Origin of the sequence: Mongoliimonas terrestris, assembly GCF_001927285.1 — a bacterium.
Taxonomy (GTDB): Bacteria; Pseudomonadota; Alphaproteobacteria; order Rhizobiales; family Pleomorphomonadaceae; genus Chthonobacter; species Chthonobacter terrestris.
In genome coordinates, this window is record NZ_MSIG01000009.1 from 1 (window position 1) to 24625 (window position 24625).

Below are 24625 nucleotides of genomic sequence, written 5' to 3' on the forward strand. Positions count from 1 at the left end.
ACCGTCGGTGCGGGCGTGGTCGCGTCCATCATCGAGTAAGGTCAAGCCAGGACGGGGCACGGGTCGTGCCCGTGCTTCGTCTCACAAGGTAGTCAAGACAATGAACGGCCAGAATATCCGTATCCGGCTCAAGGCGTTCGATCATCGTATCCTCGATGCTTCGACCCGCGAGATCGTCAACACGGCGAAGCGGACCGGCGCGCAGGTTCGTGGACCCGTTCCGCTGCCGACGCGGATCGAGAAGTTCACCGTGAACCGTTCGCCGCACATCGACAAGAAGAGCCGCGAGCAGTTCGAGATGCGCACCCACAAGCGCCTCTTGGACATCATCGATCCGACCCCGCAGACCGTCGACGCGCTGATGAAGCTCGATCTGGCGGCCGGCGTGGACGTCGAGATCAAGCTCTGATCGACGGGCCGTGTTGAGAGAGAACGCCATGCGCTCAGGTGTCATCGCACAGAAGGTGGGCATGACCCGCGTCTACAACGACGCGGGCGAGCACGTCCCGGTGACGGTTCTCAAGCTTGAGAACTGCCAGGTCGTCGCCCACCGGACGGAAGAAAAGAACGGCTATACCGCGCTGCAGCTTGGCGCCGGTAAGGTCAAGGTCAAGAACGTCTCGAAGGCCATGCGCGGTCATTTCGCCGTGGCGAACGTCGAGCCGAAGCGAGAGGTGGTCGAGTTCCGCGTCACGCCGGACAACATGATCGAAGTCGGCGCCGAAATCACGGCGGATCACTTCGTCACCGGCCAGTACGTGGACGTGACCGGCACCTCGATCGGCAAGGGCTTCGCCGGTCCGATGAAGCGCTGGAACTTCTCCGGCGGCCGCGCGACGCACGGCAACTCGCTGTCGCATCGCGTGCACGGTTCGACCGGTCAGCGCCAGGATCCCGGCAAGGTCTTCAAGAACAAGAAGATGGCCGGTCACATGGGCGACGAGCGGGTGACCACCCAGAACCTCAAGATCGTCCGCACCGACGTGGAGCGCGGTCTGATCCTGGTCGAGGGTGCGGTTCCGGGCGCCAAGGGCGGCTGGATCCTCGTCCGCGACGCGGTCAAGAAGAAGCTTCCGGACGGCGTGCCGACCCCGGGCAAGTTCCGCAAGACGGACGGCGCCGCCGTTCCGGCGACCGCGGAGGCAGGTGAGTGATGGAACTCGAAGTCAAGACCCTCGACGGCGCCAGCGCCGGCACGGTCGCGCTCGCCGACGAGATCTTCGGTCTCGAGCCGCGCGCCGACATCCTTCAGCGCGTGGTGCGCTGGCAGCTGGCCAAGCGCCAGGCCGGCACCCACAAGACGCTGACCCGGACCGAGGTCAACAAGACCGGCAAGAAGATGTACCGCCAGAAGGGCACCGGTGGCGCCCGTCACGGCAACAAGGCGGCGCCGCAGTTCCGCGGCGGCGGCAAGGCCTTCGGTCCGGTTGTTCGCAGCCATGCGCACGACCTGCCCAAGAAGGTCCGTGCCCTCGGCCTCAAGCTGGCGCTCTCGTCCAAGGCCAAGGGTGCCAACATCCTGGTTCTCGACGAGGCGGTCGCGGCGGAAGCCAAGACCAAGTTCCTGCTGGCCAAGCTGGCGGGTCTCGGTCTCACCAACGCGCTCATCGTCGACGGCGCCGAGCCGCAGGAGGCCTTCCGCCTCGCGGCCCGCGCCATCCCGAACGTGGACGTGCTGCCGGTCCAGGGCATCAACGTGTACGACATCCTGCGTCGCGAGACGCTGGTGCTGACCAAGGCGGCGGTGTCGGCGCTCGAGGAGCGGTTCAAATGAGCACCCTGAAGCACTACGACATCATCCGCAGCCCGGTGATCACCGAAAAGGCGACCATCCAGGCGGAAAACAACAAGGTGGTCTTCAACGTTGCCAAGACGGCGACCAAGCCGGAGATCAAGGCTGCCGTCGAGCAGCTCTTCTCCGTCAAGGTCAAGAGCGTCAACACGCTCATCCGCAAGGGCAAGGTGAAGCGCTTCCGCGGCGTTCTCGGCACCCAGTCGGACGTGAAGAAGGCGATCGTGACGCTCGAGGAAGGGCATTCGATCGACGTGACGACCGGCCTCTGAGCGACTTGGCAGGACGACAATGGCACTGAAGCATTACAAGCCGACGACGCCGGGCCAGCGACAGCTGGTCCTGGTCGATCGCAGCGAGCTCCACAAGGGCGCGCCGATCAAGACGCTGACGCACGGTCTGAACAAGAGCGGCGGCCGCAACAACAAGGGTCGGATCACGGCCTTCGATCGTGGCGGCGGGCACAAGCGGTCCTACCGCATCGTCGATTTCAAGCGTCGCAAGCTCGACGTGGTGGCGACCGTGGAGCGGCTCGAGTACGACCCGAACCGCACCGCCTTCATCGCGCTGGTGCGCTATGCGGACGACGAGCTGAGCTACATCCTGGCCCCGCAGCGGCTTGCCGTCGGCGACCAGGTGATCGCCTCCGCCCAGGCGGACGTGAAGCCCGGCAACGCCATGCCGCTCTCGGCCATTCCGGTCGGCACGCTGATCCACAATGTGGAGCTGAAGCCGGGCAAGGGTGGCCAGATCGCCCGCTCGGCCGGGTCCTATGCCCAGCTGGTCGGTCGTGACCAGGGTTACGCCATCGTTCGCCTGAATTCGGGCGAGCAGCGCAAGATCCTCGGCACCTGCTTCGCCTCCATCGGCGCGGTGTCGAACCCGGATCATGCGAACGTGTCGATCGGCAAGGCCGGCCGCAGCCGCTGGCTCGGCCGCCGTCCGACCGTCCGCGGCGTGGCCATGAACCCGATCGACCATCCGCACGGCGGTGGCGAGGGTCGCACGTCCGGTGGCCGTCATCCGGTCACCCCGTGGGGCAAGCCGACCAAGGGCAAGAAGACCCGGTCGAACAAGTCGACCGACAAGTTCATCGTGCGCAGCCGTCACGCGCGCAAGAAGACCAACTAAGGGAGAACGACCGTGGCTCGTTCTGTATGGAAAGGTCCGTTCGTCGACGGCTACCTCCTCAAGAAGGCGGAGACCGTTCGCGGTGGCGGGCGCAACGAAGTGATCAAGATCTGGAGCCGTCGCTCCACGATCCTGCCCCAGTTCGTCGGACTGACGTTCGGCGTCTACAACGGGCAGAAGCACATTCCGGTCTCGGTCAACGAGGACATGGTCGGTCACAAGTTCGGCGAGTTCGCGCCGACCCGGACCTACTATGGTCACGGCGCCGACAAGAAGGCGAAGAGGAAGTAACATGGGCAAGCCGAAGCGCGAACGCTCGCTCGCCGATAACGAGGCGCAGGCGGTCACCCGCAACATCCGCGTCAGCCCGCAGAAGCTCAATCTGGTCGCGGCGATGATCCGCGGCAAGAAGGTTTCCACGGCGCTCGCGGACCTCACCTTCTCGCGCAAGCGCATCGCCATCGACGTCAAGAAGACGCTCATGTCGGCGATCGCGAACGCGGAGAACAACCACGACCTCGACGTCGACGCCCTCGTCGTCAAGGAGGCCTGGGTCGGCAAGGCGCTCGTCATGAAGCGCTTCTCGCCGCGGGCCCGCGGTCGCGTCGGCTCTATCCACAAGCCGTTCTCGAACCTGACCATCGTGGTTCGTGAAGTCGAGGAGACCGCCTGATGGGTCACAAAGTCAATCCGATCGGTCTGCGGCTCGGCATCAACCGGACCTGGGACTCCCGCTGGTTCGCCAACAAGGGCGAGTACGGCAAGCTGCTGCACGAGGACATCAAGATCCGCGCGTGGCTGATGGACGAGCTCAAGGCGGCCGCGGTTTCCAAGGTCGTCATCGAGCGTCCGCACCGCAAGGCCCGCGTGACGATCCACACCGCCCGTCCGGGCGTGGTGATCGGCAAGAAGGGCGCCGACATCGAGAAGCTGCGCAAGCGCATCGGTGACTTCACCGACAGCGAAGTGCACCTCAACATCGTTGAGGTCCGCAAGCCGGAGACGGACGCGAACCTGATCGCGCTCTCGATCGCCCAGCAGCTGGAGCGCCGTGTCGCCTTCCGTCGCGCCATGAAGCGCGCCGTGCAGTCGGCCATGCGCCTCGGCGCCGAAGGCATCCGCATCAACGCGGGCGGCCGTCTCGGCGGCGCCGAGATCGCCCGTCTGGAGTGGTACCGCGAGGGCCGCGTGCCCCTGCATACCCTCCGCGCGGACATCGACTACGGCACCGCCACGGCGCACACCGCCTATGGCACTAACGGCATCAAGGTCTGGGTGTTCAAGGGCGAGATCCTGGAGCATGACCCGATGGCCTCCGAGCGCCGCGCCATGGAAGGCGCCGGCGACGGTGATCGTCCGAGCGGCGAACGTCGCCGCGACCGTGATCGGGATCGCGACCGCGACGGCGGCCGTGGCCGTCGTGATCGCGACCGCGATCGCGACAACGGCTGACACAGTAAGGACACGGGAGAGGCGTCATGCTTCAGCCGAAGCGCACCAAATTCCGCAAGGCCTTCAAAGGCCGCATTCACGGGGTCGCCAAGGGCGGCACGGACCTGAACTTCGGGGCCTTCGGGCTCAAGGCGCTGGAGCCGGAGCGGGTCACCGCCCGGCAGATCGAGGCGGCTCGCCGCGCGATCACGCGCCAGATGAAGCGTCAGGGCCGCGTCTGGATCCGCGTGTTCCCGGACGTTCCGGTCTCGGCCAAGCCGACGGAAGTCCGCATGGGCAAGGGTAAGGGCTCGCCCGAATACTGGGCGGCGCGGGTCAAGCCGGGCCGCATCATGTTCGAGCTCGATGGTGTTCCGGAGGATGTAGCCCGCGAGGCGCTGCGTCTGGGGGCCGCCAAGCTGCCGATCAAGACGCGTTTCGTGCAGCGTATCGCCGAGTGATCCGGCGCCGGGCTTGCCCGGCTTTCGGGCGGCAGCGCAGCCATGCCGGCGGGACATACCGTTCCGCCGGTAAAACACGCTTGAACTATTGATGACGACACGGCAAAAGAGCGCCGGCTTGACTGATCCGGCGTTGATCCGCGTCAGACTCAACTGAGGACGAGAAAGACGATGAAGGCGAACGATGTCCGGGTGATGACGCCCGACCAGCTCGAGGACGAGCTGGGGAAGCTGAAGAAAGAGCAGTTCAACCTGCGCTTCCAGAAGGCGACGGGCCAGCTCGAGAACACCTCGCGGGTGCGGGTCGTTCGTCGCGATATCGCCCGTATCCATACGGTCCTGCGCCAGAAGCGCACGGCCGAGAACGCTTGAAGGAGACGAAGATGCCGAAGCGCGTGTTGCAGGGCACCGTCGTCAGCGACAAGACCGACAAGACGGTGGTGGTCAAGGTGGAGCGTCGCTTCACCCATCCGCTGCTGAAGAAGACCGTGCGCCGGTCCAAGCAGTACCAGGCGCACGACGAGACGAACCAGCACAAGGTCGGGGACGTGGTCTTCATCGAGGAGAGCCGTCCGATTTCCAAGACCAAGCGCTGGATCGTCGTCGGGGCCGAACAGGCCGGCTGAGGACGAACTGAGCGTTTGGTTTGGTTTTCCCCTTCCGCTGCGGATACGGCAGGAGGGACGAGAAGAAGATAAGGCGGCCAAGTCATGATTCAGATGCAAACAAACCTCGACGTGGCGGACAACTCCGGCGCCCGTCGTGTCATGTGCATCAAGGTGCTCGGCGGCTCGAAGCGGAAGTATGCCTCCGTGGGCGACATCATCGTCGTCTCGGTGAAGGAGGCCATCCCTCGTGGTCGCGTGAAGAAGGGTGACGTGATGAAGGCGGTCGTGGTCCGCACGGCCAAGGACATCCGTCGCTCGGACGGCTCGGTGATCCGGTTCGACCGGAACGCCGCCGTTTTGATCAACAATCAGAAGGAGCCGATCGGGACCCGTATCTTCGGACCGGTTCCGCGCGAACTGCGCGCGAAGAACCACATGAAGATCATCTCGCTGGCCCCGGAGGTTCTCTAACAATGGCCGCCAAGATCAAGAAGGGCGACAAGGTCGTCGTTCTGACCGGCAAGGACAAGGGCAAGACCGGCGAAGTGGTCGAAGTCCGTCCGACGGAAGAACGGGCCGTGGTTCGCGGCATCAACATCGTTCGCAAGCACACCCGCCAGAGCGCGCAGTCGGAAGGTGGCATCATCGCCAAGGAAGCGGCGATCCACCTGTCGAACATCGCGATCGCCGATCCGAAGGACGGCAAGGCGACCCGTGTGGGATTCAAGCTTCTCGACGACGGCCGCAAGGTCCGCGTCGCCAAGCGTTCTGGAGAGACGATCGATGGCTGAGGCGACCTACGCGCCGCGTCTCAAGCGCACCTACGAAGAGACGATCCGTCCGGCTCTCATCGAGCAGTACGGCTACAAGAACCCGTTCGAAGTCCCGGCGATCGATAAGGTCGTCATCAACATGGGCGTCGGCGAGACGGTCGCGGACAGCAAGAAGATCAATTCGGCTGTCAACGACCTCACCCTGATCGCCGGCCAGCGGCCGGTCATCACCAAGGCCCGCACCTCGATCGCCACCTTCAAGCTCCGCGAGGGCATGAACGTCGGCGCCAAGGTCACCTTGCGCAAGACCCGCATGTACGAGTTCCTCGACCGCCTGGTCACCATCGCGCTTCCCCGCGTGCGTGACTTCCGGGGTCTGAACCCGAAGTCCTTCGACGGCCGCGGCAACTTTGCCATGGGCGTGAAGGAACACATCATCTTCCCGGAGATCGTCTACGACAAGGTCGATCAGATCTGGGGCATGGATATCATCGTCTGCACGACGGCGAAGTCCGACGACGAGGCGCGCGCGCTTCTCAAGGCCTTCAATTTCCCGTTCCGGCAGTGACGAGAGGGTTCAGACACCATGGCTAAGAAGAGCGCCATCGAGAAGAACAAGCGTCGCGAGAAGCTGACGAAGCAGTACGCCGCCAAGCGGAAGAGCCTGAAGGACATCGTGTCCAACCAGGAGCTGCCCATCGAGGAGCGGTTCGCCGCCACCCTCAAGCTGGCCGAACTGCCGCGCAACTCCGCCGCCGTCCGCATTCGCAACCGCTGCGAAGTCACGGGCCGTCCGCGCGCCTACTACCGCAAGCTCAAGATGAGCCGCATTGCCCTGCGTGAGCTGGGTTCGCAGGGCCTCATCCCGGGCCTCGTGAAGTCGAGCTGGTAAGGAGAACGGTCCCATGTCCATGACCGATCCTTTGGGTGATATGCTCACCCGTATTCGCAACGCCCAGATGCGCAAGATGTCCAAGGTCGTGACGCCGGCTTCCAAGCTGCGCGGCAACGTCCTCGATGTCCTGGCCGCCGAGGGCTACATCCGTGGCTATGCCGCCGTCGAGCAAGCCGGTCGTTCGGAGTACGAGATCGAACTCAAGTACTACGACGGCGAGCCTGTGATCCGGACCCTGGAGCGTGTCTCCAAGCCGGGTCGGCGCGTGTACGCGTCCGTGAAGAACCTCCCCCGCGTGGCCAACGGCCTCGGCGTGTCGATCCTCTCCACCCCCCAGGGTGTGATGGCCGACCACGAGGCCCGCGAGAAGAACGTCGGCGGCGAGATTCTCCTGCGCGTGTTCTGACCACTCCAGACTGGCAACGGAATTTCACAATGTCTCGCATTGGAAAGAAGGCCGTCCCGGTCCCCAAGGGGGTCACGGCCGATATCGACGGGCAGACCGTGGTGGCCAAGGGGCCGAAGGGTCAGCTAAAGTTCCTCGTCAACGATCTCGTTCTCGTCTCCAAGGACGCGGACGGCTCGATCAAGGTCGACCCGAAGGACGAGTCCAAGCCGGCACGCGCCAGCTGGGGCATGTCCCGGACCCAGATCGCCAACCTCTTCAAAGGGGTGACGACCGGGTTCGACCGCAAGCTCGAGATCACCGGCGTCGGCTACAAGGCGGCGGTTCAGGGCAAGAACCTGAACCTGTCGCTCGGCTACAGCCACGACGTCATCTATCCCATTCCTGAGGGCATCACCATCACCACGCCGAAGCCGACGGAGATCAACATCTCCGGCATCGACGCCCAGCGCGTGGGACAGGTGGCCGCCGAAATCCGCAAGTTCCGTCCGCCGGAGCCCTACAAGGGCAAGGGCGTCCGGTACTCGGACGAGGTGATCGTCCGCAAGGAAGGCAAGAAGAAGTAAGGGTCGGCCATGGCTAAGCTCATTGGTAACGGTCGTCGCCGCGCTCGCGTGCGCCGGTCGATCAAGGCGGTGGCTTACGGTCGCCCCCGCCTCAGCGTGCACCGCACCGGGCGTCACATCTACGCCCAGGTGATCGACGACACGGCGGGCGCCACGCTCGCCGCGGCGTCGTCGCTCGACAAGTCGCTCCGCGAAGATCTGAAGAGCGGCGCCGACAAGGACGCCGCGGCGGCCATCGGCAAGCTGATCGCCGAGCGTGCGCTCGCGGCCGGCGTCACGAAGGTCGTGTTCGATCGCGGCCAGTTCCTCTATCACGGCCGCGTCAAGGCGCTTGCCGACGCCGCCCGCGAGGGCGGCCTGGACTTCTGACGGTCCCGGACCCGAGAGAGAGAAAAACATGGCTGAACGTGATCGCAACAATCGGGACCGGGAAGAGCGCGACAGCGAATTCGTCGACCGCCTGGTTCACATCAACCGCGTCGCCAAGGTGGTGAAGGGCGGCCGGCGCTTCGGTTTCGCCGCCCTCGTCGTCGTCGGCGACCAGAAGGGCCGGGTCGGCTACGGCCACGGCAAGGCGCGCGAAGTGCCGGAAGCCATCCGCAAGGCGACGGAAGCCGCCAAGCGGGCGCTGGTCCGCGTGCCGCTGCGCGAAGGCCGCACCCTGCACCACGACACCAACGGTCGTTGGGGCGCGGGCCGCGTGGTGCTCCGGGCGGCTCCGGCCGGTACCGGCATCATCGCCGGCGGTCCGATGCGCGCCGTCTTCGAGGCCCTGGGCGTCCAGGACATCGTGACGAAGTCGCTCGGCTCGTCCAACCCGTACAACATGGTGCGCGCGACCTTCGATGCGCTCGCCCGTGAAGACAGCCCGCGCTCGGTCGCGGCTCGCCGGGGTCTCAAGGTCTCCGCCCTCCAGTCCCGTCGTCGCGACGTGGATCCGGATGCGGTGGCGGCCGAGGCCTGATCGACGGACGAGGCGGGTGCCCTCCGGGTGCCCGCCGTCTCTGCCAAGGATCTGACAGATGTCGACCACTGAAACCGCGGGCAAGACCGTCACCGTCGAACAGACGGGCAGCCCCATCCGTCGGCCGTCCGAGCAGCGCGCCACGCTGATCGGCCTCGGCCTCAACAAGCTCCATCGCCGCGCGGTGCTGCAGGATACCCCTGCGGTGCGCGGCATGATCGCGAAGGTCCAGCATCTCGTCCGCGTCGTGGACGAGGCCTGAGAAACCACCGGTCGGAAGGACTGAAGGACATGAAGCTCAACGAGCTCAGGGACAATCCCGGCGCCACGAAGAACCGCATGCGGGTCGGTCGCGGCATCGGCTCCGGCAAGGGCAAGACCGGCGGCCGTGGTGTGAAGGGCCAGACCTCGCGGTCGGGCGTTTCCATCAAGGGCTTCGAAGGTGGCCAGATGCCGCTGCATCGGCGCCTGCCGAAGCGCGGCTTCAACAACATCTTCGCCAAGGACTTCAACGAAGTCGGCCTGGATCGCATCCAGAAGGCGCTCGACGCTGGCGTGCTCGACAAGGGCACCCCGATCACCGCGGACGTTCTGAAGGCGGCCGGCCTCATCCGCCGCGTCAAGGACGGCGTGCGGATCCTCGGCGGCACCCTCACCACGGCCGTCACCTTCGACGTGGCCGGCGCCTCGGCGCCTGCGGTTGCGGCGATCGAGAAGGCCGGCGGCACCATAACCGTCCAGGCGGCCCCGGCTCCGGCCGAGGCCTGATCGGATCAAGGCCCTCGGGGGCGTCGAAGGGGCACACCCGCCGGGTGGGCCTTGCCATCGACGCGCCCGGGGGCTTATTCCGTTCTGGCGCGCCACCTATATGGGCGTCAGCTTCCACCGGTCGTCCGCGGCCGCCGCAAGGGGCGGCAGGGCAGGGCGGCTCGTCCGGCTGGCACTCGGCTCAGTGGTCCGCGCCGCCGGCGAACGGCAAACGGCTCACGAGACGGCAGGCGGCATCGACGGACCCCGAAGAGGGGCGTTGGTGCGCCGGCCGGATCCCGCGTTTTCGACGACTTGTCCTCTGTGGACGGAGTGACACATGGCTTCTGCGGCAGAACAGCTTGCAGCCAATCTGAATTTCGGGGCTTTCGCCAAGGCGGAAGAGCTGAAGAAGCGGATCTGGTTCACGCTCGGCGCTCTGGTGATCTATCGCCTCGGCACCTACATCCCCATCCCCGGCGTCGACCTCGAAGCGCTCCGCCAGGCGTTCCAGCAGCAGAGCCAGGGCATCCTCGGCCTCTTCAACATGTTCGCCGGCGGCGCCGTGGAGCGCATGGCGATCTTCGCGCTGGGCATCATGCCCTACATCTCCGCGTCGATCATCGTGCAGCTGATGACGAGCGTGGTGCCGTCGCTGGAGGCCCTCAAGAAGGAGGGCGAGGCCGGCCGCAAGAAGATCAACCAGTACACCCGCTACCTGACCGTGATTCTCGGCACCTTCCAGGCCTATGGCATCGCCGTCGGCCTGCAGAATTCCGGCGGTCTGGTGCTGGATCCGGGTCCGTTCTTCATCGTGTCCACGGTGATCACCCTCGTCGGTGGCACCATGTTCCTGATGTGGCTCGGCGAGCAGATCACCGCCCGCGGCGTCGGCCAGGGCACGTCGCTCATCATCTTCGCCGGCATCGTGGCGGCGCTGCCGTCGGCGCTCGCGGGCATGCTGGAGCTCGGTCGCCAGGGCGCGCTCGGCACGCCCATCATCATCGGCGTGATCATCCTCGCCGTGGTGGTGATCGCCGCCATCGTGTTCGTGGAGCGGGCGCAGCGCCGGCTGATCATCCAGTATCCGAAGCGCCAGGTCGGCAACCGGATGTTCCAGGGCGATTCCAGCCATCTGCCGCTGAAGCTCAACACCGCCGGCGTCATCCCGCCGATCTTCGCCTCCTCGCTGCTGCTCGTCCCCGCCACGCTGGCGGGTTTTGCCGGCACGGGCGAACCGGGCTGGCTGCAGACGACGACGACGCTCCTCGGCCATGGGCAGCCGCTCTACATGCTGCTCTACGGCGGCATGATCGTCTTCTTCGCCTTCTTCTACACGGCGATCGTGTTCAACCCGACCGAAACGGCGGAGAACCTGAAGAAGCACGGCGGCTTCATCCCCGGCATCCGCCCGGGCGAGCGCACCGCCGAGTTCATCGACCACGTGCTCACCCGCATCACGGTGATCGGCGCGGCCTACCTGGTGGTGGTCTGCCTCTTACCCGAATTTCTCATATCGGCCACGGGCGTTCCGTTCTATTTCGGGGGGACGTCTCTCCTCATCGTGGTCAGCGTCACGATGGATACGGTCGCGCAGATCCAGGGACACCTGCTCGCGCACCAGTACGAGGGGCTGATCAAGAAGTCGAAACTGCGGGGGAGGCGTCGATGAGGCTGATTTTGCTCGGACCACCGGGCGCGGGCAAGGGAACGCAGGCGCAGCGTCTGGTCGAGCGGCACGGGATCGTGCAGCTCTCCACCGGTGACATGCTGCGGGCGGCCGTCGCCGCGGGGACCGAGGTCGGCCTCAAGGCCAAGGCCGTCATGGATGCCGGCCAGCTCGTCTCCGACGAGATCGTCATCGGCATCGTGGCGGACCGCATCGAGGAGCCGGACGCCCGCAAGGGCTTCGTGCTCGACGGCTTTCCGCGCACCATCGCCCAGGCGGAAGCGCTCGACGCCATGCTGAAGCAGAAGGGCCTGAAGCTCGACGCCGTGATCGAGTTCAAGGTCGACAACGACAAGCTGGTCGGCCGCATCGTCCAGCGCGCGAAGGACACCGAGGCCGCCGGCCTGCCCGTCCGCAAGGATGACAATCCGGAGGTCTTCACCAAGCGCCTGCAGGAGTTCGCCAGCCTCACGGCGGCGCTCTCCCCCTACTACCGGGAGAGGGGGCTTCTGCGGACCGTGGACGGCATGGCGCCGATCGACCAGGTATCGGCCTCGATCGCCGCCATCCTGGACGAGGCCGTGTCGGCTTGAGGCAGCCCGTTTCCGGCGTTTCGGCGCGGAATCGGTTGACGGGCGAGGGCGGGTCGTTTATCAACCCGCACCTATCCACGATCCATGCACGGTCGGGGCATCGTCGCGCGTTTGCGGTTGGAGCAATCCGATCCTGCGGCGGCGGCATGCGGCCCCGGCCTCGTGCTTGAGACCCAAGCTCGCGACGATCTGACCTGTCAGGGCGTCGGGAGCGCAGGCTAGCCCGAACGGGCACCGGCCGGTCGGGCCGTGACGCTCGCAATGGTCGGACCCGTCCGAGCTTTGCGAGCCGCTTATGAGACAAGACCTCCCTTGCGGGCGCATCGCCCCGTCGGCGGGAGGGAGCGGCGAGCATGCCTCCCGCGACGACAGGAGAAGAACACAGTGGCCCGTATTGCAGGCGTCAACATCCCCACCGGCAAGCGCGTTCTGATCGCGCTCCAGTACATCCACGGCATCGGCCCGAAGTTCGCGTCCGAGATCCTGGAGAAGGTCGGTGTGCCGATCGAGCGTCGCGTCAACGAACTGAGCGACGCCGAAGTGCTGCAGATCCGCGAAGTCATCGACCGCGACTACATGGTCGAGGGTGACCTTCGTCGCGACACCGCGATGAACATCAAGCGCCTGATGGACCTCGGCTGCTACCGCGGCCTGCGTCATCGTCGCGGTCTCCCGGTCCGCGGTCAGCGCACGCACACCAACGCCCGCACCCGCAAGGGTCCGGCGAAGGCGATCGCGGGCAAGAAGAAGTAAGTTTCGCGTGTCGGGGCGGCGGCTCGGGATCGAGGCGCCGTTCTGTCATGCGTGCGGGCCTGGCGCCGGTGTCGCGGTCTTGATCGCGATCCGGGCCTTGTTTGCGTTCACGGCGGGTCTTCCGTCGTCCGGGGCCGTTTCGGCGGAGTCCGGGATCACATTTCCGGTGCGCGAGTTGAGGACTGTTGGCGTGCGCTCCGGTGTAGCCGCTGGAACTACGGCGGTGTCGAGATCGTCCATCAAGGAATAAGAGAGACCACGGATGGCTAAGGAAGCTGCACGCGTTCGTCGCCGCGAGCGCAAGAACATCACGTCGGGCATCGCCCATGTGAATTCGACCTTCAACAACACCATGATCACCATCACGGACGCCCAGGGCAACACCATCTCCTGGTCGTCGTCGGGCACCATGGGCTTCAAGGGTTCGCGCAAGTCGACCCCCTACGCCGCCCAGATGGCCGCCGAGGATGCCGCCCGCAAGGCGAGCGAGCACGGCGTGAAGACCCTCGAGGTCGAGGTCCGTGGCCCGGGTTCCGGGCGCGAGTCCGCGCTCCGCGCGCTGCAGGCGGCCGGTTTCCTGGTCACGTCGATCCGCGACGTGACCCCGATCCCGCACAACGGCTGCCGCCCGCGCAAGCGTCGTCGCGTCTGACGATCGCCGGGAATGCCCGGTGCTCTTGAGGAGCACCGGTTCTGCCGTTTCGAGCGGCGGTGACGGGTCCGACAGAATGGGGCTCGCCCGTCCGCTCTCAAGGAAAGGGTATCATCGTGAGCATCCAGAAGAACTGGCAGGAGCTCATCAAGCCGAACAAGCTCGAGGTTGCGCAGAGCCGCGATCCGAAGCGGGTCGCGACCGTGGTCGCCGAGCCGCTGGAGCGTGGTTTCGGCCTCACCCTCGGCAACGCGCTGCGTCGCGTGCTGCTGTCGTCGCTGCAGGGTGCGGCGGTGACGGCGGTGCAGATCGACGGCGTGCTGCACGAGTTCTCCTCGATCGCCGGCGTGCGCGAGGACGTGACCGACATCGTCCTTAACATCAAGGAGATCGCGGTCAAGATGCAGGGCCAGGGTCCGAAGCGCATGGTCGTGCGCAAGTCGGGCCCGGGCGTCGTCGTGGCCGGTGACATCCAGACCGTCGGCGACATCGAGATCCTGAACCCGGACCTCGTGATCTGCACCCTCGACGAGGGCGCGGAGATCCGCATGGAATTCACCGTCGACACCGGCAAAGGCTATGTGGCCGCCGAGCGCAACCGTCCGGAAGACGCTCCCATCGGGCTCATCCCGGTCGACAGCCTCTACTCGCCGGTGCGCAAGGTCAGCTACAAGGTGGAGAACACCCGCGAGGGTCAGGTTCTCGACTACGACAAGCTGACCCTGACGGTGGAGACGAACGGCGCGGTCAAGCCGGACGACGCGGTCGCCTACGCGGCCCGCATCCTGCAGGACCAGCTGTCCATCTTCGTCAACTTCGAAGAGCCGCAGAAGGACACCAAGGTCGAGTCGGTCCCCGAACTCGCCTTCAATCCGGCGCTGCTCAAGAAGGTCGACGAACTGGAGCTGTCGGTCCGCTCGGCGAACTGCCTGAAGAACGACAACATCGTCTACATCGGCGACCTGATCCAGAAGTCCGAGGCGGAGATGCTCCGCACGCCGAACTTCGGCCGCAAGTCGCTCAACGAGATCAAGGAAGTTCTCGCCCAGATGGGTCTCCATCTCGGCATGGAAGTGCCCAACTGGCCGCCGGAGAACATCGAGGATCTCGCCAAGCGCTATGAAGACCACAACTACTGACGAGAGCCGCCGGCGGTCCATCCGGTCTGCCGGCTCCTTTACCCAACGACCCCACGCCCGGCGTGATGCCGCGCACAGAGACACACGAAGGAGAAGGCCATGCGTCACGGTTTTGCTGGCCGTCGGTTCAGCCGCACCCAGAGCCACCGCAAGGCGATGTTCGCCAACATGGTGGCTTCGCTCGTCGAGCACGAGCAGATCGTCACCACCCTGCCGAAGGCGAAGGACCTGCGTCCGATCGTCGAGAAGCTCATCACCCTCGCCAAGAAGGGTGACCTCGCCGCCCGCCGCCAGCTGGTGGCCGAGCTGCAGAACAACGAAGTCGCCGCCAAGAAGCTCTTCGAGATTCTCGGCCCGCGCTACAAGGCCCGCTCCGGCGGCTACACGCGCATCCTGAAGGCCGGCTTCCGCTACGGCGATTCGGCCCCGGTGGCGGTGATCGAGTTCGTCGATCGCGACGTCAACGCCAAGGGCGCCGCCGACAAGGCCCGCGCCGAGGCGACCGCCGAAGCCGAAGCCGCCTGATCGATCGACAGCGCGGTCAGGTATCTGCGAAAGAACAAGGGCGGCTCCGGCCGCCCTTTTTTCATGTCGGCGCGGGCGCGCGCAACCCGGACGGCAGGCGTGATCGGGGCCACATCCGGCTGCGGCCGCGTTCACCCCTGCGCGAACAGTCCCTGGTCGGCCTCGTCCAGCGTCGGCGGCGTCCGCCGTTCCACAACCGCCCGGATCAGCATCCGCTCCAGCGCCCGCACCGGCCGCTGGTCGCCGTAGAGCTTGAAGCGCGCCGCCTTCTGCCGCTCCACCAGCGCGGCACGCGCCTCCGGGTCTGCCAGCCGCACGGCGCGCGTCATGTAGTCCACCACATCCGTCGCCACCGTGTCGCCGAGGCCCATCTGAGTGAGGATGCCGGCCGAGTGGCGGCCGCGCATCAGCCCGGTCGGCAGCGTCACGATCGGCAGGTCGCAGGCGATCGCCTCCAGCGTGGTGTTGCCGCCCGACCAGCCGATCGAATCCAGATAGACGTCGCCCGCCCGGATCAGCGCCGGGAAGCGGTCCGGCATCACCGGGTCCGCGAACACCAGGTGCCGGTCTGGGTCGAGCGCCGCCTTGCGGAAGGCCGCCTCCAGCCGCGCCCGGAACGTCACCGTGGCCGGCTGTCCCGCCGCGCCGATGAAGAGGAACTGCGCGTCCGGCAGTGCCATGGCGAGCGCCAGGAACACCTCGTCATGGCGCGGCAGGTATTTGAACAGCGACTGGCAGCACACGTAGACGACCGCGTCCTCCCGCAGGCCGAGGTCGGCGCGGTCCATCACGGCGTCGTCGATCGGCAGCGGGTCGTAGCCGATGGAGAGCCCCGGCAGGCGCACCAGCGTCTCCGTATAGTGCGCGTCGCCGCCCTCTGGCTCCATCAGGGCGCTCGACAGGAAATAGTCCATGCTGGCAAAGCCGGAGGTCACCGGATGACCCCAGGCCATCGCCTGCACCGGCGCCAGCCGCTGGCAGCCGAGCTGCACCGCCAGGGTGTGCATGCCGATCTCAGGGTAGATCAGCACGTCCGGCGCATCGGCGAGGATCGCCTCCCGCCAGCCCGCCACGTCCCGGTCGCCCGAAACAAACCGGTCGCACCATCCGGCGATCTCGTCGCGGCAGGCGTCCACGTCGGTGGAGAGCTGGTAGCCGATCACTTCGAACCGCTCCCGGTCGAGGTCGCGGATCCAGGTGCGGAAGAGCTTCGACACGGAGTGGAGGGTGAAATAGGCCGACACGAACCCCACCCGGATGCGCGGCCGGTCCGCCGGCGGCCGGGGCGCTGGCTCGGGAAAGCGCGCCGCCATCATGGCCGAGACGATCCGGCCGTAGCGCTTCTGCAGCTCCGTGTCGTCCTCGCCCTGGTAGGAAAGGTAGAAGGGCTTGGCCATGCCCACTTCCACGGCCGCCGCCGCCAGATCCACCGGCGCCGCCGTCCCGACGCGCGCCTCCAAGTATTCCATCGCGCCCGCATAGCGCGCCCGCCGGTCGCGGATCTCGGCCTCGCCGGCGTGCACCACCTTCAGATGGGTCATGGCCTTGATCAGCAGCGCGCCGAGGTCCGTCGGCTGGTCGGCGAGCCGCAGGTCCAGCACGGCCACCGCCTCGGTCTCGTGGCCGTCGATCCGCAGCATGTTGGCGAGCCGCGACCAGTTGCGCGGCACCCGGCCGAGCCCCTTCAGGCTGGCGATCACCGTCTGCACCACGTCGATCGCCCGCGCCTCCGCCGCCCGGGCGCCGATCACGCCCCACACGTCCGCGGCCGCCTGCAGGTCGCCCGCCCGCACCATCAGGTTGGCGAGGCCACGGTAGGCCGGCAGATAGTCCGGCGCCGCCTCGATCAGCCGGCGTTCCAGAAGCACCGCCTCGTCCACCCGGCCGGCGCGTTCCAGCGCGGTGGCGAGGTTGTGCAGAAGCCGCGGCGTCGGCAGCAGGTGCTCGGCGGCGCGCAGCAGCGTCAGCGCGGCGTTCACGTCCCCCTGCTCCAGGCGGATGAGGCCGAGGGCGTGCAGCCCGTCCGCCGTCCGCGCGTCGGCGAGCCGCGCCTTGGTCAGCGTCTCGGCCTCGCCGAGGGCACCGCGGCCGATGAGGCCGAGGGCGTCCTCGATCCAGTGGGGCGTCGGGGTATTGGAACTCGTCATGACATCCCGCTCCGCGAACCGGCGAATCGCGTCCGCCCCAGCATATCGCGTCCCGGCCCGCTTGGGCGCGCGTCGGCGGCGGTGGGGCTGTCAAACTGCCGCCGAAACCCCGCCGTAGCGTCGCCGCGCCTGATCCTCTAAAGGACAGCGCATCGACGAGCGCCGACGGGGACTCATTCATGGTCAGACAATTCGCTGCCGCTTTGGTCATCCTGGTGACCGGGCTCGCCGGCCCGGCGCTGGCCCAGGACCGGGTGCCGCCCCGTTCGGACACGGAGATGAAGCTCTCCTTCGCCCCCGTCGCCCGCGAGGCGGCGCCGGCCGTCGTCAACGTCTACGCCTCCCGCCGCCGGGTCGCCGACAACCGCTCCATGCTGATGGACGATCCCTTCTTCCGCCAGTTCTTCGGCCGCGACCTGCCGCAGCCACGCCGGGAGCGGCAGCAGAACTCCCTCGGCTCCGGCGTCATCGTGGACCCGTCCGGCCTGATCGTGACGAACAACCACGTGATCGGGGAGGGGACCGAGGTGAAGGTCGCCCTCAGCGACCGGCGCGAGTACGAGTGCGACGTCATCCTGAAGGACGAGCAGCTCGACATCGCCATCCTAAAGATCCGCGACGGGCGCGGCGACTTCCCCTCCCTGCCACTCGGCAACAGCGACGACCTGCAGGTCGGCGACCTGGTGCTGGCCATCGGCAACCCGTTCGGCGTCGGCCAGACCGTCACCCAGGGCATCGTCTCGGCGCTCGCCCGCAGCCAGGTGGGCATCTCCGACTACCAGTTCTTCATCCAGACCGACGCGGCCATCAACCCGGGCAATTCCGGCGGCGCGCTCGTGGACATGGACGGCCGGCTCGTCGGCATCAACACCGCCATCTTCACCCGGGGCGGCGGCTCCAACGGCATCGGCTTCGCCATCCCGTCCAACATGGTCGGCGTGGTGATCGACCAGGCCCGCAAGGGCGGCTCCACGGTGGAGCTGCCCTGGATCGGCGCCGACCTGCAGCCCGTCACTGCCGACATCGCCGAGACGCTCGGCCTGGAGCGCCCCTCCGGCGTCCTCGTCACGTCCGTGTTCGACGACAGCCCCGCCGCCACGGCGGGCCTGGAAGTCGGCGACCTCGTCACCGCCGTCGACGGCGTGGAGGTGTCCGACCCGCGCGTCTTCAACTACCGCCTCGCCACCAAGGGCATCGGCAACGAGGCCGAGCTCACGGTCTACCGCGACGGCCGCGAGCGCACCGTGCGCGTGCCGCTCGCCCCGCCGCCGGAGAGCGCCCCCCGCGACGAGCTGGTGGTCACCGAGCCCTCGCCCTTCCAGGGGGCCACCGTCGCCAACCTGTCGCCGGCCGTCGCGCGCGAGCTCGGCATCCCGTTCCGCGGCCAGATCGGCGTGGTGATCACCGACGTCGCCCGCCGGTCGCCGGCGGCCCGGGTGGGGCTTGCGCCCGGCGACATCATCGTTGTGGTCAACGGCCAGGAGATCGCCTCCACCGAGGACCTCGCCGCCCTCACGGCCGACCGGCCGCTCCTCTGGCGCCTGACGCTCGACCGCAACGGGCGCATCATTCGTCTCGCCTTCCGGTGAGCGAAGCGGCTAGAGCATTCTCCGATCAAATTGCACGACTTAATCGATGAGAGAATGCTCCAGCTGATTGAATCTGGAGCGATTTCTAGTCGACCTGATGGTTCCATCAGGTCGGAAAGCGCTCTAGTCTCGCCGTCGCCCCTCGGGCCGGCCGGCGCCTCGCAGGGGAGAACCGGCCGCCCGTTCCCCTTGCCGAGGCACCCCGACGGTGACCGACCTCTTCGCCGATCCGGCCCGCGGCGGTCCCCGCCCGCTCGCCGACCGCCTGCGCCCCGAGCGCCTCGCCGACGTGGTCGGCCAGGACCACCTGGTCGGTCCGTCCGGCACGATCACCCGCATGCTGCGCTCCGGCAGCCTCGGCTCGCTCGTCCTCTGGGGACCGCCCGGCACCGGCAAGACCACCGTGGCGCGGCTCCTCGCCCGCGAGACCGACCTCGCCTTCGAGCAGATCTCCGCCATCTTCTCCGGCGTCGCCGACCTGAAGAAGATGTTCGAGGCCGCCCGCGCCCGCCGCCAGCTCGGCCGCGGCACGCTCCTCTTCGTCGACGAGATCCACCGCTTCAACCGCGCCCAGCAGGACGGCTTCCTCCCCGTGATGGAGGACGGCACCATCACGCTCGTCGGCGCAACCACGGAAAACCCGTCCTTCGAGCTGAACGCCGCGCTCCTCTCCCGCGCCCACGTGCTCGTCTTCAAGGCCCACGACGAGACCTCCATCGGCCAGCTCCTCGATCGCGCCGAGGCCGTGATGGAGCGCCCGCTGCCGCTCGACGAGGAGGCGAGGGCCGTGCTCGTGCGCATGGCCGACGGCGACGGCCGGGCGGCGCTCACCCTCGCCGAGGACGTCTGGCGCGCGGCCGGGGAGGGGGAGACGTTCGACGCCAAGACCCTGCAGGAGGTGGTCCAGCGTCGGGCGCCCGTCTACGACAAGGCGCAGGACGGCCACTACAACCTCATCTCGGCGCTCCACAAGTCGGTGCGCGGCTCCGACCCGGACGCCGCGCTCTACTGGTTCTGCCGCATGGTGGACGCCGGCGAGGACCCGCTCTACCTCGTCCGCCGGCTGATCCGCATGGCCGTGGAGGACATCGGCCTCGCCGACCCCCAGGCGCTCGCCCAGTGCATCGCCGCCAAGGATGCCTACGAGATGCTCGGCTCGCCGGAGGGCGAGCTTGCCATCGCCCAGGCGGTCGTCTACGTGGCTACGGCGCCCAAATCCAACGCGCTCTACACCGCCTTCAAGGCCGCCACCCGCGCCGCCAAGGAGAACGGCTCCCTCCTGCCGCCCAAGCACATCCTCAACGCCCCCACCAAGCTCATGAAGGCGGAGGGCTACGGCACCGGCTACCGCTACGACCACGACGAGCCGGACGCCTTCTCCGGCCAGGACTACTTCCCCGAGAAGATGGGGCGCGCGCGCTTCTACAACCCGGTGGAACGCGGCTTCGAGCGCGACCTCCGCAAGCGGCTCGACTACTGGGCCCGCCTTCGCCGCGAACGCCAGGGCGGCGGCGAGAGCTGATCTCCCGAACGCACGAAGGCCGTCGGATCGCTCCGACGGCCCTCGATCGCCAATGTCTGGTGGGTGAGGCTCAGGTCAGCTCGGCTTGCGGTACTTCTCGTGGCAGCCCTTGCAGTTGGACGCGACTTCGCCGAACGCCGGCTTGAAGGCGTCGAGCCCGTTGCTGGACACCGCGATGGCCGCTTCGGCGTCCTTGGCGAGCTTCTGCGAGCGGGCGTCGAAATCGGCCTTGTTCTCCCAGATCGCCGGCAGCGCCTCGGTCTTGCCGGCGTCCGACCCTTCCGGAAAGTGGTTGGGGAAGTCAGCGGAGTTGGTGGCGATGGTCTGCAGCGCCGCCGTCACCTTGGCGGCGTCATACTCCATCTTGCCCTGCGCGGTGGGTCCGAGCACCTTCATGGCATCGCCGATGCCTTCCATGAGCTCCTCGCGCACCTTGATCGGATCGTCCGCCGCAACGGCCATCGACCCGACCATCCCGAGAAGAGAGACGGCGAACGCCCCCGCGATCACAAACTTCTTCATTTAAGAGCCTCTTCTGCCTGCCAGTTCGGCCGATGGGCGGCCGACGAGGCGATGCTCGCAACGGCATGCGACGGGCGCAAGGCAGCCGCGATCACCTCACGATCAACAGAACGTCAAGTCTTCTATCGATAGCGGCTCCGTGGTTTCGGCAGGTGCGATGCGCGGGCGCCGCTCTCCACCATGTCCGTCTGTTCATTTTGGCGATTTGCCGGCTGGCGGCGGGGCGCCACTCATGTACACTCACTTTCGATGGCCACCTGTCGGAACGCAGCCACCGTCCCTCTCGACCTGCTTCTTCCGATAGGCCGGCAGGCAGCTCCCGCTCCCGGGACTGACTGAGGGTCGTGGTGCCCCTCCTCCCACGACCCCCATTTTTGGGGTGGAGGACCCTCCGCCGTTCTTGCGAGGCGGTCGGGAACCCAGCAGCATCGACGGCGTTCCCGAGCGGCAACAGAGATTCGCCGATGCCCCTTCGTTTCGTATCGACCGGCGCCGGCCGGCCTCGCACCGGCAGGACTCTCGGACTGCCGCCCCTCGGCCGTTCGTCTCTCGGCCCGAAATATCTCGGCCGATCGTTAAGTGGCCGGTTGTCTCTCAGCCGGTTGTCTCTCAGCCGGTCGTGCATCGGCCGGATGTCCTCGCTGCCGTCGGGCCTTGCGTGCACCGTCGCCGTTGTTGCGGCGCTCGTCCTATCCGGCTGCCAGATGTCCAGCGACAGCGGCCTCCTCGACCCGCGCGCCTCCCTCTTCACGGGCGCGCCCGGTCCCGTCGGCCCCGGTCCGGTCGCCGCGGCACCCCTCGCGCCCACCCCCATCGGCCCCGTCGCCGTGCAGACCGACACCGCAACCGGCTCGATCGGCGGTCCGGCCGGCGGCCTCTCCGCGTCCGTCGGCACCGCCCGCTTCTCCGCGCCGGTCCGCCCGGCCGCCTTCTCCCGCACGGCCGACCCGCAAGTCCTTTTTGGCCCCTGGACGCTCGCCCGCTCCGGCGATCGCGGTTGCGCCATCTCGCTCGGCTCCCCGAACGCGGTCGGCGACTACACTGCCCGCACCCGCGGCTGCGAGGCCCTGCCGCTTGCCAGCATCGCCCTCTGGGCCCCGGTCGACGACGGCCTCGTCGCCTTCGACCTCAACCGCCAACCCATCCTCGCCCTCCGCCCCACCGGCCCCGACGTCTTCACCGGCCGCCTCCCCGACGGCACGTCGGTCACGCTCTGGCGGTGAGGGTTCGAGGGCAGGGCGGGGAAAGGCAACTCCCCCGCCCACCGCACCCTCCGCCGCCCGCCCGTACCACCCGCATCCTCCGCCGACCGTCATGGTCCGCGCAGGCGGACCACCCACGCATTTCGCCGCCGTCTGACGAATGCGTGGATGGTCTGCCGAAAGCAGACCATGACGTGGAAGGGAAGCGCGCCTCCCCCACCCCGCCGCCGTCCCCACACCGTCATCCCGGCGTGCGCCGGGATGACGGTTCGCGACCGAGGCGGACAAGCGCCCCACCTGTCCCCACCCCCACCACCAATCCCTTAACCCTTTCGCTTAAGCCCCCCGCCACCCTTCTTCGCTAGCGTACGTCTCCGAATGGGCTTTCCGCCTGTCAGGGGGCGTGTGGGATGAGTGAGAAAACCTGGCCGCCGGCCGTGCTGTCGCTGGTCCGCAAGGGCCGGATCGAACCGGCGGACGTGCGCCGGCTGCGCGAGACAGTCTACGGCAACGCGGTCGTCTCCCGCGAGGAGGCCGAGTGGGCCTTCGCGCTCGACGAGCGCGTGTCGGAGACCTGTCCGGAGTGGATCGGCTTCTTCGTCGAGGCGGTGGTCGATTTCGCCGTCTGGCAGGAGCAGCCGAAAGGCTACGTGACCGAGGCGACCGCCGACTGGCTGATCGACAGCGTCAGCGACCGCCGGCTGGTGCGCACCCGCGCCGAACTGGAGGTGCTCATCCGCGTCCTGGAAGCGGCGTCCTCCTGCCCGCCCAAGCTTTCCGCCTTCGTGCTTCGCCAGGTCGCCCTGGCCGTCCTCGACGGCGAAGGCCCGCTCGCGCCCGAGCACCGGGGCGAGCCCGGCGTCATCACCCGCGACGAGGTGGAACTCCTTCGCCGCGTCCTCTTCGCCTTCGGCAGCTCCGGCGCGGTCGGCATCAGCCGCGAGGAGGCGGAAGTCCTGTTCGACCTCAACGACGGCCTCGTCGAGGGCGAGAGCGATCCGGCCTGGTCTGACCTCTTCGTCAAGGCCGTCGCCAACTTCCTGATGGCGGCGCGCGGCTATACGGTGCCGACCCGCGAGGAGGCGCTCCGCCGCGAAGCCTGGCTCGACCAGCCGACCGGCGGCATCGTCGGTATCTTCGGCGACGCCATGTCGGGCCTTCTCACCCACGGCCTCAAGGGCATCTGGTCGTCCTTCCGCGAGCCGGAGGAGAGCGAGGCCACCCGCCGTGTGCGCGCCATGGAGGCCGAGATCAAGGCCGCCGAGGTGGTCACCGCCGACGAAGTGAAATGGCTCGCCGACCGCATCGGCCGGGACGGTCCGCTGCACGCCAACGAGCGCGCGCTCCTGCTCTTCCTCCGCGAGGAGAGCCCGGACATCCATCCGTCGCTCCGCACGCTCCTCGACACTGCCGCCTGAGCCGGCCGGCCTCGGTTCAAGCCGGGCCGGCTGTCGCCTCGCCCATGCGCTCGGCCGCCGGCCGCGTGTCGAGATAGCCCTTCACGTAGAAGATCCGCGTCACCCGGAGCATCGCCGCCGCGAACGGGGTGGCGAGCGCCAGCCCGAGGGTGCCGAACAGGAGCCCGAAGAAGAGCTGAACCGCGATCGTGAGCGCCGGCGGCAGGTCCACCGTCTCCTTCTGCAGGGTCGGGGTGATCATGTAGCTCTCCACCGTTTGCACGGCGAGCACCAGGATCACCACCTGCACCGCCAGGTACCATCCGTCCGTGAAGGCGAGGAGCACGGCGGGGAGGGCGCCGAGCAACGGCCCGAGGTTGGGGATGAAGGCGAAGAGGCCGGCCAGCAGCCCAAGCACCGGGGCGAGCGGCACCCCGAGGAACCAGAGCCCGAGCCAGGTCAGCACGCCCACCGCCGTCATGGAGACGAGCTGCGCGCCGATCCAGCCGCGCAGCGCGACGCCGGCCTCCCGCATCATCATGCGCACGCGCGGCCGGAGCGCCGGATCGAACAGGAAGGCGAACCCCGTCACGTAGGAGCCGGGGTTGATCGCCAGATAAAGGCCGAGGAAGAGCACGATCACGGCGTTGCCGAGGCTCACCACGATGCCCGTCACCATGCTGACGGCCGACATGCCGCTCGACGTCGCCTGTGAGGCGACCTCCGAGGCCTCCACGTCCTGCAGTAGCTCCCGGCTCCAGCTGTAGGCCTGAAGCCGCTCGCGAAGGGTCCGGAGTGCCTCCGGCACCTGGGTCCACAGCTGGTCGGCCTGCTCGGCGAGGAATGGCGCGGCCACGATCCAGAAGACCGAGAACACGGCGATCAGAAGCACGACGAAGAGCGCAAGGCCGCCCGTCTTCGGCAGGTGCAGCCAGGCGGCCAGCCGGTCGCCGCCGCCGGTGAGGAACACCGCCACCAGGATGCCGGCGAACACGAGAAGCAGCGCGGTCGGAGCGGCCCAAAGGACCAGCACCAGGATCCCGGCCATCACCGCCAGACTGATCGTTCGTCGCGACATTCGCCATCCCCCGGTCGTCGCAGCCGGCCGGGTGCGGCCCGGCCGTTCGGAGGGGTAACGGCT

Annotated in this window: 34 protein-coding genes; 31 read left to right on the top strand and 3 right to left on the bottom strand. The window is 67.6% G+C overall.

Annotation, left to right across the window (positions count from 1 at the left end; genetic code table 11):
• The first annotated feature begins 100 nt into the window (after positions 1-100).
• The 27 genes from rpsJ to rplQ all read left to right on the top strand — a co-directional run bounded on the left by rpsJ (position 101) and on the right by rplQ (position 15105).
• Positions 101-409, top strand: coding sequence for a 30S ribosomal protein S10 (rpsJ, locus tag BUQ68_RS13830; RefSeq protein ID WP_026782425.1), 309 nt, complete (start codon positions 101-103; stop codon positions 407-409).
• A gap of 28 nt (positions 410-437) precedes the next feature.
• Positions 438-1154 carry a 50S ribosomal protein L3 gene (gene rplC / locus BUQ68_RS13835; protein WP_075216583.1) on the top strand — a complete coding sequence of 239 codons (717 nt, stop codon included), beginning with the start codon at positions 438-440 and terminating at the stop codon, positions 1152-1154.
• The gene (gene rplD / locus BUQ68_RS13840; protein ID WP_075216584.1) at positions 1154-1774 is read left to right on the top strand and encodes a 50S ribosomal protein L4; all 621 of its coding nucleotides are present in this window, start codon (positions 1154-1156) and stop codon (positions 1772-1774) included. Before rplC ends, rplD begins: the two co-directional genes overlap by 1 nt.
• The gene (locus BUQ68_RS13845) at positions 1771-2064 is read left to right on the top strand and encodes a 50S ribosomal protein L23 (protein ID WP_075216585.1); all 294 of its coding nucleotides are present in this window, start codon (positions 1771-1773) and stop codon (positions 2062-2064) included. The genes rplD and BUQ68_RS13845 overlap by 4 nt, the downstream gene beginning before the upstream one ends.
• A 19-nt stretch (positions 2065-2083) precedes the next feature.
• Complete coding sequence (rplB, locus tag BUQ68_RS13850; RefSeq protein ID WP_075216586.1) at positions 2084-2923, top strand: 50S ribosomal protein L2; 840 nt, start codon at positions 2084-2086, stop codon at positions 2921-2923.
• A 12-nt stretch (positions 2924-2935) separates the two neighbouring features.
• The gene (rpsS, locus tag BUQ68_RS13855; RefSeq protein WP_075216587.1) at positions 2936-3214 is read left to right on the top strand and encodes a 30S ribosomal protein S19; all 279 of its coding nucleotides are present in this window, start codon (positions 2936-2938) and stop codon (positions 3212-3214) included.
• A gap of 1 nt (position 3215) precedes the next feature.
• Positions 3216-3596: a 50S ribosomal protein L22 gene (rplV, locus tag BUQ68_RS13860; RefSeq protein ID WP_075216588.1), complete on the top strand. Its 381-nt coding sequence runs from the start codon at positions 3216-3218 to the stop codon at positions 3594-3596.
• On the top strand, positions 3596-4375 hold the full coding sequence (gene rpsC, locus BUQ68_RS13865; protein WP_075216589.1) for a 30S ribosomal protein S3: 780 nt from the start codon (positions 3596-3598) through the stop codon (positions 4373-4375). The genes rplV and rpsC overlap by 1 nt, the downstream gene beginning before the upstream one ends.
• A 26-nt stretch (positions 4376-4401) precedes the next feature.
• Positions 4402-4815 carry a 50S ribosomal protein L16 gene (gene rplP, locus BUQ68_RS13870; RefSeq protein WP_075216590.1) on the top strand — a complete coding sequence of 138 codons (414 nt, stop codon included), beginning with the start codon at positions 4402-4404 and terminating at the stop codon, positions 4813-4815.
• Between the two features lie 171 nt (positions 4816-4986).
• The gene (gene rpmC, locus BUQ68_RS13875; RefSeq protein ID WP_075216591.1) at positions 4987-5187 is read left to right on the top strand and encodes a 50S ribosomal protein L29; all 201 of its coding nucleotides are present in this window, start codon (positions 4987-4989) and stop codon (positions 5185-5187) included.
• A gap of 11 nt (positions 5188-5198) precedes the next feature.
• Positions 5199-5441: a 30S ribosomal protein S17 gene (gene rpsQ, locus BUQ68_RS13880; RefSeq protein ID WP_075216768.1), complete on the top strand. Its 243-nt coding sequence runs from the start codon at positions 5199-5201 to the stop codon at positions 5439-5441.
• Between the two features lie 84 nt (positions 5442-5525).
• Positions 5526-5894 (top strand): 50S ribosomal protein L14, encoded by a 369-nt coding sequence (gene rplN / locus BUQ68_RS13885; protein ID WP_075216592.1) that lies wholly within the window; start codon positions 5526-5528, stop codon positions 5892-5894.
• Positions 5895-5896: 2 nt separating this feature from the next.
• Positions 5897-6214, top strand: coding sequence for a 50S ribosomal protein L24 (gene rplX, locus BUQ68_RS13890; RefSeq protein WP_075216593.1), 318 nt, complete (start codon positions 5897-5899; stop codon positions 6212-6214).
• Positions 6207-6764 carry a 50S ribosomal protein L5 gene (gene rplE, locus BUQ68_RS13895; protein WP_075216594.1) on the top strand — a complete coding sequence of 186 codons (558 nt, stop codon included), beginning with the start codon at positions 6207-6209 and terminating at the stop codon, positions 6762-6764. Before rplX ends, rplE begins: the two co-directional genes overlap by 8 nt.
• An 18-nt stretch (positions 6765-6782) precedes the next feature.
• The gene (rpsN, locus tag BUQ68_RS13900) at positions 6783-7088 is read left to right on the top strand and encodes a 30S ribosomal protein S14 (RefSeq protein ID WP_075216595.1); all 306 of its coding nucleotides are present in this window, start codon (positions 6783-6785) and stop codon (positions 7086-7088) included.
• Positions 7089-7101: 13 nt separating this feature from the next.
• Positions 7102-7497: a 30S ribosomal protein S8 gene (rpsH, locus tag BUQ68_RS13905; protein WP_075216596.1), complete on the top strand. Its 396-nt coding sequence runs from the start codon at positions 7102-7104 to the stop codon at positions 7495-7497.
• A 29-nt stretch (positions 7498-7526) separates the two neighbouring features.
• On the top strand, positions 7527-8063 hold the full coding sequence (gene rplF, locus BUQ68_RS13910) for a 50S ribosomal protein L6 (RefSeq protein WP_075216597.1): 537 nt from the start codon (positions 7527-7529) through the stop codon (positions 8061-8063).
• A 9-nt stretch (positions 8064-8072) separates the two neighbouring features.
• On the top strand, positions 8073-8432 hold the full coding sequence (gene rplR / locus BUQ68_RS13915) for a 50S ribosomal protein L18 (protein WP_075216598.1): 360 nt from the start codon (positions 8073-8075) through the stop codon (positions 8430-8432).
• Between the two features lie 28 nt (positions 8433-8460).
• Positions 8461-9027: a 30S ribosomal protein S5 gene (rpsE, locus tag BUQ68_RS13920; RefSeq protein ID WP_075216599.1), complete on the top strand. Its 567-nt coding sequence runs from the start codon at positions 8461-8463 to the stop codon at positions 9025-9027.
• A gap of 58 nt (positions 9028-9085) precedes the next feature.
• Positions 9086-9289, top strand: coding sequence for a 50S ribosomal protein L30 (rpmD, locus tag BUQ68_RS13925; protein WP_075216600.1), 204 nt, complete (start codon positions 9086-9088; stop codon positions 9287-9289).
• Positions 9290-9318: 29 nt separating this feature from the next.
• Positions 9319-9795, top strand: a complete 477-nt coding sequence (gene rplO / locus BUQ68_RS13930) for a 50S ribosomal protein L15 (protein WP_075216601.1) — start codon at positions 9319-9321, stop codon at positions 9793-9795.
• A gap of 319 nt (positions 9796-10114) precedes the next feature.
• Complete coding sequence (gene secY / locus BUQ68_RS13935; RefSeq protein WP_075216602.1) at positions 10115-11446, top strand: preprotein translocase subunit SecY; 1332 nt, start codon at positions 10115-10117, stop codon at positions 11444-11446.
• On the top strand, positions 11443-12036 hold the full coding sequence (locus tag BUQ68_RS13940) for an adenylate kinase (RefSeq protein ID WP_075216603.1): 594 nt from the start codon (positions 11443-11445) through the stop codon (positions 12034-12036). The genes secY and BUQ68_RS13940 overlap by 4 nt, the downstream gene beginning before the upstream one ends.
• 384 nt (positions 12037-12420) lie before the next feature.
• Entirely contained in the window at positions 12421-12789 is a 369-nt protein-coding gene (rpsM, locus tag BUQ68_RS13945) for a 30S ribosomal protein S13 (RefSeq protein WP_075216604.1), read from the top strand.
• 262 nt (positions 12790-13051) lie between these two features.
• Positions 13052-13441: a 30S ribosomal protein S11 gene (rpsK, locus tag BUQ68_RS13950; protein ID WP_075216605.1), complete on the top strand. Its 390-nt coding sequence runs from the start codon at positions 13052-13054 to the stop codon at positions 13439-13441.
• Between the two features lie 116 nt (positions 13442-13557).
• Positions 13558-14580 (top strand): DNA-directed RNA polymerase subunit alpha, encoded by a 1023-nt coding sequence (locus tag BUQ68_RS13955; protein WP_075216606.1) that lies wholly within the window; start codon positions 13558-13560, stop codon positions 14578-14580.
• A 99-nt stretch (positions 14581-14679) separates the two neighbouring features.
• Entirely contained in the window at positions 14680-15105 is a 426-nt protein-coding gene (gene rplQ, locus BUQ68_RS13960; protein WP_075216607.1) for a 50S ribosomal protein L17, read from the top strand.
• A 131-nt stretch (positions 15106-15236) separates the two neighbouring features.
• Here the strand turns inward: rplQ and BUQ68_RS13965 are convergent, their stop codons facing one another.
• Positions 15237-17252: an O-linked N-acetylglucosamine transferase, SPINDLY family protein gene (locus BUQ68_RS13965; protein WP_075216608.1), complete on the bottom strand. Its 2016-nt coding sequence runs from the start codon at positions 17250-17252 to the stop codon at positions 15237-15239.
• A gap of 179 nt (positions 17253-17431) precedes the next feature.
• Here BUQ68_RS13965 and BUQ68_RS13970 point away from each other — a divergent pair, with 179 nt between their 5' ends.
• Together BUQ68_RS13970 and BUQ68_RS13975 are read left to right on the top strand one after the other, a co-directional pair.
• On the top strand, positions 17432-18841 hold the full coding sequence (locus BUQ68_RS13970; RefSeq protein ID WP_075216609.1) for a DegQ family serine endoprotease: 1410 nt from the start codon (positions 17432-17434) through the stop codon (positions 18839-18841).
• A 208-nt stretch (positions 18842-19049) separates the two neighbouring features.
• Complete coding sequence (locus tag BUQ68_RS13975; RefSeq protein WP_075216610.1) at positions 19050-20363, top strand: replication-associated recombination protein A; 1314 nt, start codon at positions 19050-19052, stop codon at positions 20361-20363.
• 75 nt (positions 20364-20438) lie between these two features.
• Here BUQ68_RS13975 and BUQ68_RS13980 read toward each other — a convergent pair whose 3' ends face one another.
• On the bottom strand, positions 20439-20885 hold the full coding sequence (locus tag BUQ68_RS13980; RefSeq protein ID WP_075216611.1) for a c-type cytochrome: 447 nt from the start codon (positions 20883-20885) through the stop codon (positions 20439-20441).
• A 632-nt stretch (positions 20886-21517) separates the two neighbouring features.
• Here BUQ68_RS13980 and BUQ68_RS13985 point away from each other — a divergent pair.
• Both BUQ68_RS13985 and BUQ68_RS13990 read left to right on the top strand, forming a co-directional pair.
• Positions 21518-22108: an AprI/Inh family metalloprotease inhibitor gene (locus BUQ68_RS13985; protein WP_075216612.1), complete on the top strand. Its 591-nt coding sequence runs from the start codon at positions 21518-21520 to the stop codon at positions 22106-22108.
• A gap of 389 nt (positions 22109-22497) precedes the next feature.
• Entirely contained in the window at positions 22498-23505 is a 1008-nt protein-coding gene (locus BUQ68_RS13990; RefSeq protein WP_075216613.1) for a hypothetical protein, read from the top strand.
• A gap of 16 nt (positions 23506-23521) precedes the next feature.
• Here the strand turns inward: BUQ68_RS13990 and BUQ68_RS13995 are convergent, their stop codons facing one another.
• Complete coding sequence (locus tag BUQ68_RS13995; RefSeq protein ID WP_075216614.1) at positions 23522-24562, bottom strand: AI-2E family transporter; 1041 nt, start codon at positions 24560-24562, stop codon at positions 23522-23524.
• Positions 24563-24625 lie beyond the last annotated feature (63 nt).

Bases quoted from the DNA above. Each gene is read 5' to 3' on its own strand.
- rpsJ (WP_026782425.1), top strand. From the start codon at position 101: ATGAACGGCCAGAATATCCGTATCCGGCTCAAGGCGTTCGATCATCGT.
- rplC (WP_075216583.1), top strand. From the start codon at position 438: ATGCGCTCAGGTGTCATCGCACAGAAGGTGGGCATGACCCGCGTCTAC.
- rplD (WP_075216584.1), top strand. From the start codon at position 1,154: ATGGAACTCGAAGTCAAGACCCTCGACGGCGCCAGCGCCGGCACGGTC.
- BUQ68_RS13845 (WP_075216585.1), top strand. From the start codon at position 1,771: ATGAGCACCCTGAAGCACTACGACATCATCCGCAGCCCGGTGATCACC.
- rplB (WP_075216586.1), top strand. From the start codon at position 2,084: ATGGCACTGAAGCATTACAAGCCGACGACGCCGGGCCAGCGACAGCTG.
- rplV (WP_075216588.1), top strand. From the start codon at position 3,216: ATGGGCAAGCCGAAGCGCGAACGCTCGCTCGCCGATAACGAGGCGCAG.
- rpsC (WP_075216589.1), top strand. From the start codon at position 3,596: ATGGGTCACAAAGTCAATCCGATCGGTCTGCGGCTCGGCATCAACCGG.
- rplP (WP_075216590.1), top strand. From the start codon at position 4,402: ATGCTTCAGCCGAAGCGCACCAAATTCCGCAAGGCCTTCAAAGGCCGC.
- rpmC (WP_075216591.1), top strand. From the start codon at position 4,987: ATGAAGGCGAACGATGTCCGGGTGATGACGCCCGACCAGCTCGAGGAC.
- rpsQ (WP_075216768.1), top strand. From the start codon at position 5,199: ATGCCGAAGCGCGTGTTGCAGGGCACCGTCGTCAGCGACAAGACCGAC.
- rplN (WP_075216592.1), top strand. From the start codon at position 5,526: ATGATTCAGATGCAAACAAACCTCGACGTGGCGGACAACTCCGGCGCC.
- rplX (WP_075216593.1), top strand. From the start codon at position 5,897: ATGGCCGCCAAGATCAAGAAGGGCGACAAGGTCGTCGTTCTGACCGGC.
- rplE (WP_075216594.1), top strand. From the start codon at position 6,207: ATGGCTGAGGCGACCTACGCGCCGCGTCTCAAGCGCACCTACGAAGAG.
- rpsN (WP_075216595.1), top strand. From the start codon at position 6,783: ATGGCTAAGAAGAGCGCCATCGAGAAGAACAAGCGTCGCGAGAAGCTG.
- rpsH (WP_075216596.1), top strand. From the start codon at position 7,102: ATGTCCATGACCGATCCTTTGGGTGATATGCTCACCCGTATTCGCAAC.
- rplF (WP_075216597.1), top strand. From the start codon at position 7,527: ATGTCTCGCATTGGAAAGAAGGCCGTCCCGGTCCCCAAGGGGGTCACG.
- rplR (WP_075216598.1), top strand. From the start codon at position 8,073: ATGGCTAAGCTCATTGGTAACGGTCGTCGCCGCGCTCGCGTGCGCCGG.
- rpsE (WP_075216599.1), top strand. From the start codon at position 8,461: ATGGCTGAACGTGATCGCAACAATCGGGACCGGGAAGAGCGCGACAGC.
- rpmD (WP_075216600.1), top strand. From the start codon at position 9,086: ATGTCGACCACTGAAACCGCGGGCAAGACCGTCACCGTCGAACAGACG.
- rplO (WP_075216601.1), top strand. From the start codon at position 9,319: ATGAAGCTCAACGAGCTCAGGGACAATCCCGGCGCCACGAAGAACCGC.
- secY (WP_075216602.1), top strand. From the start codon at position 10,115: ATGGCTTCTGCGGCAGAACAGCTTGCAGCCAATCTGAATTTCGGGGCT.
- BUQ68_RS13940 (WP_075216603.1), top strand. From the start codon at position 11,443: ATGAGGCTGATTTTGCTCGGACCACCGGGCGCGGGCAAGGGAACGCAG.
- rpsK (WP_075216605.1), top strand. From the start codon at position 13,052: ATGGCTAAGGAAGCTGCACGCGTTCGTCGCCGCGAGCGCAAGAACATC.
- rplQ (WP_075216607.1), top strand. From the start codon at position 14,680: ATGCGTCACGGTTTTGCTGGCCGTCGGTTCAGCCGCACCCAGAGCCAC.
- BUQ68_RS13965 (WP_075216608.1), bottom strand. From the start codon at position 17,252: ATGACGAGTTCCAATACCCCGACGCCCCACTGGATCGAGGACGCCCTC.
- BUQ68_RS13970 (WP_075216609.1), top strand. From the start codon at position 17,432: ATGGTCAGACAATTCGCTGCCGCTTTGGTCATCCTGGTGACCGGGCTC.
- BUQ68_RS13980 (WP_075216611.1), bottom strand. From the start codon at position 20,885: ATGAAGAAGTTTGTGATCGCGGGGGCGTTCGCCGTCTCTCTTCTCGGG.
- BUQ68_RS13985 (WP_075216612.1), top strand. From the start codon at position 21,518: ATGTCCTCGCTGCCGTCGGGCCTTGCGTGCACCGTCGCCGTTGTTGCG.
- BUQ68_RS13990 (WP_075216613.1), top strand. From the start codon at position 22,498: ATGAGTGAGAAAACCTGGCCGCCGGCCGTGCTGTCGCTGGTCCGCAAG.
- BUQ68_RS13995 (WP_075216614.1), bottom strand. From the start codon at position 24,562: ATGTCGCGACGAACGATCAGTCTGGCGGTGATGGCCGGGATCCTGGTG.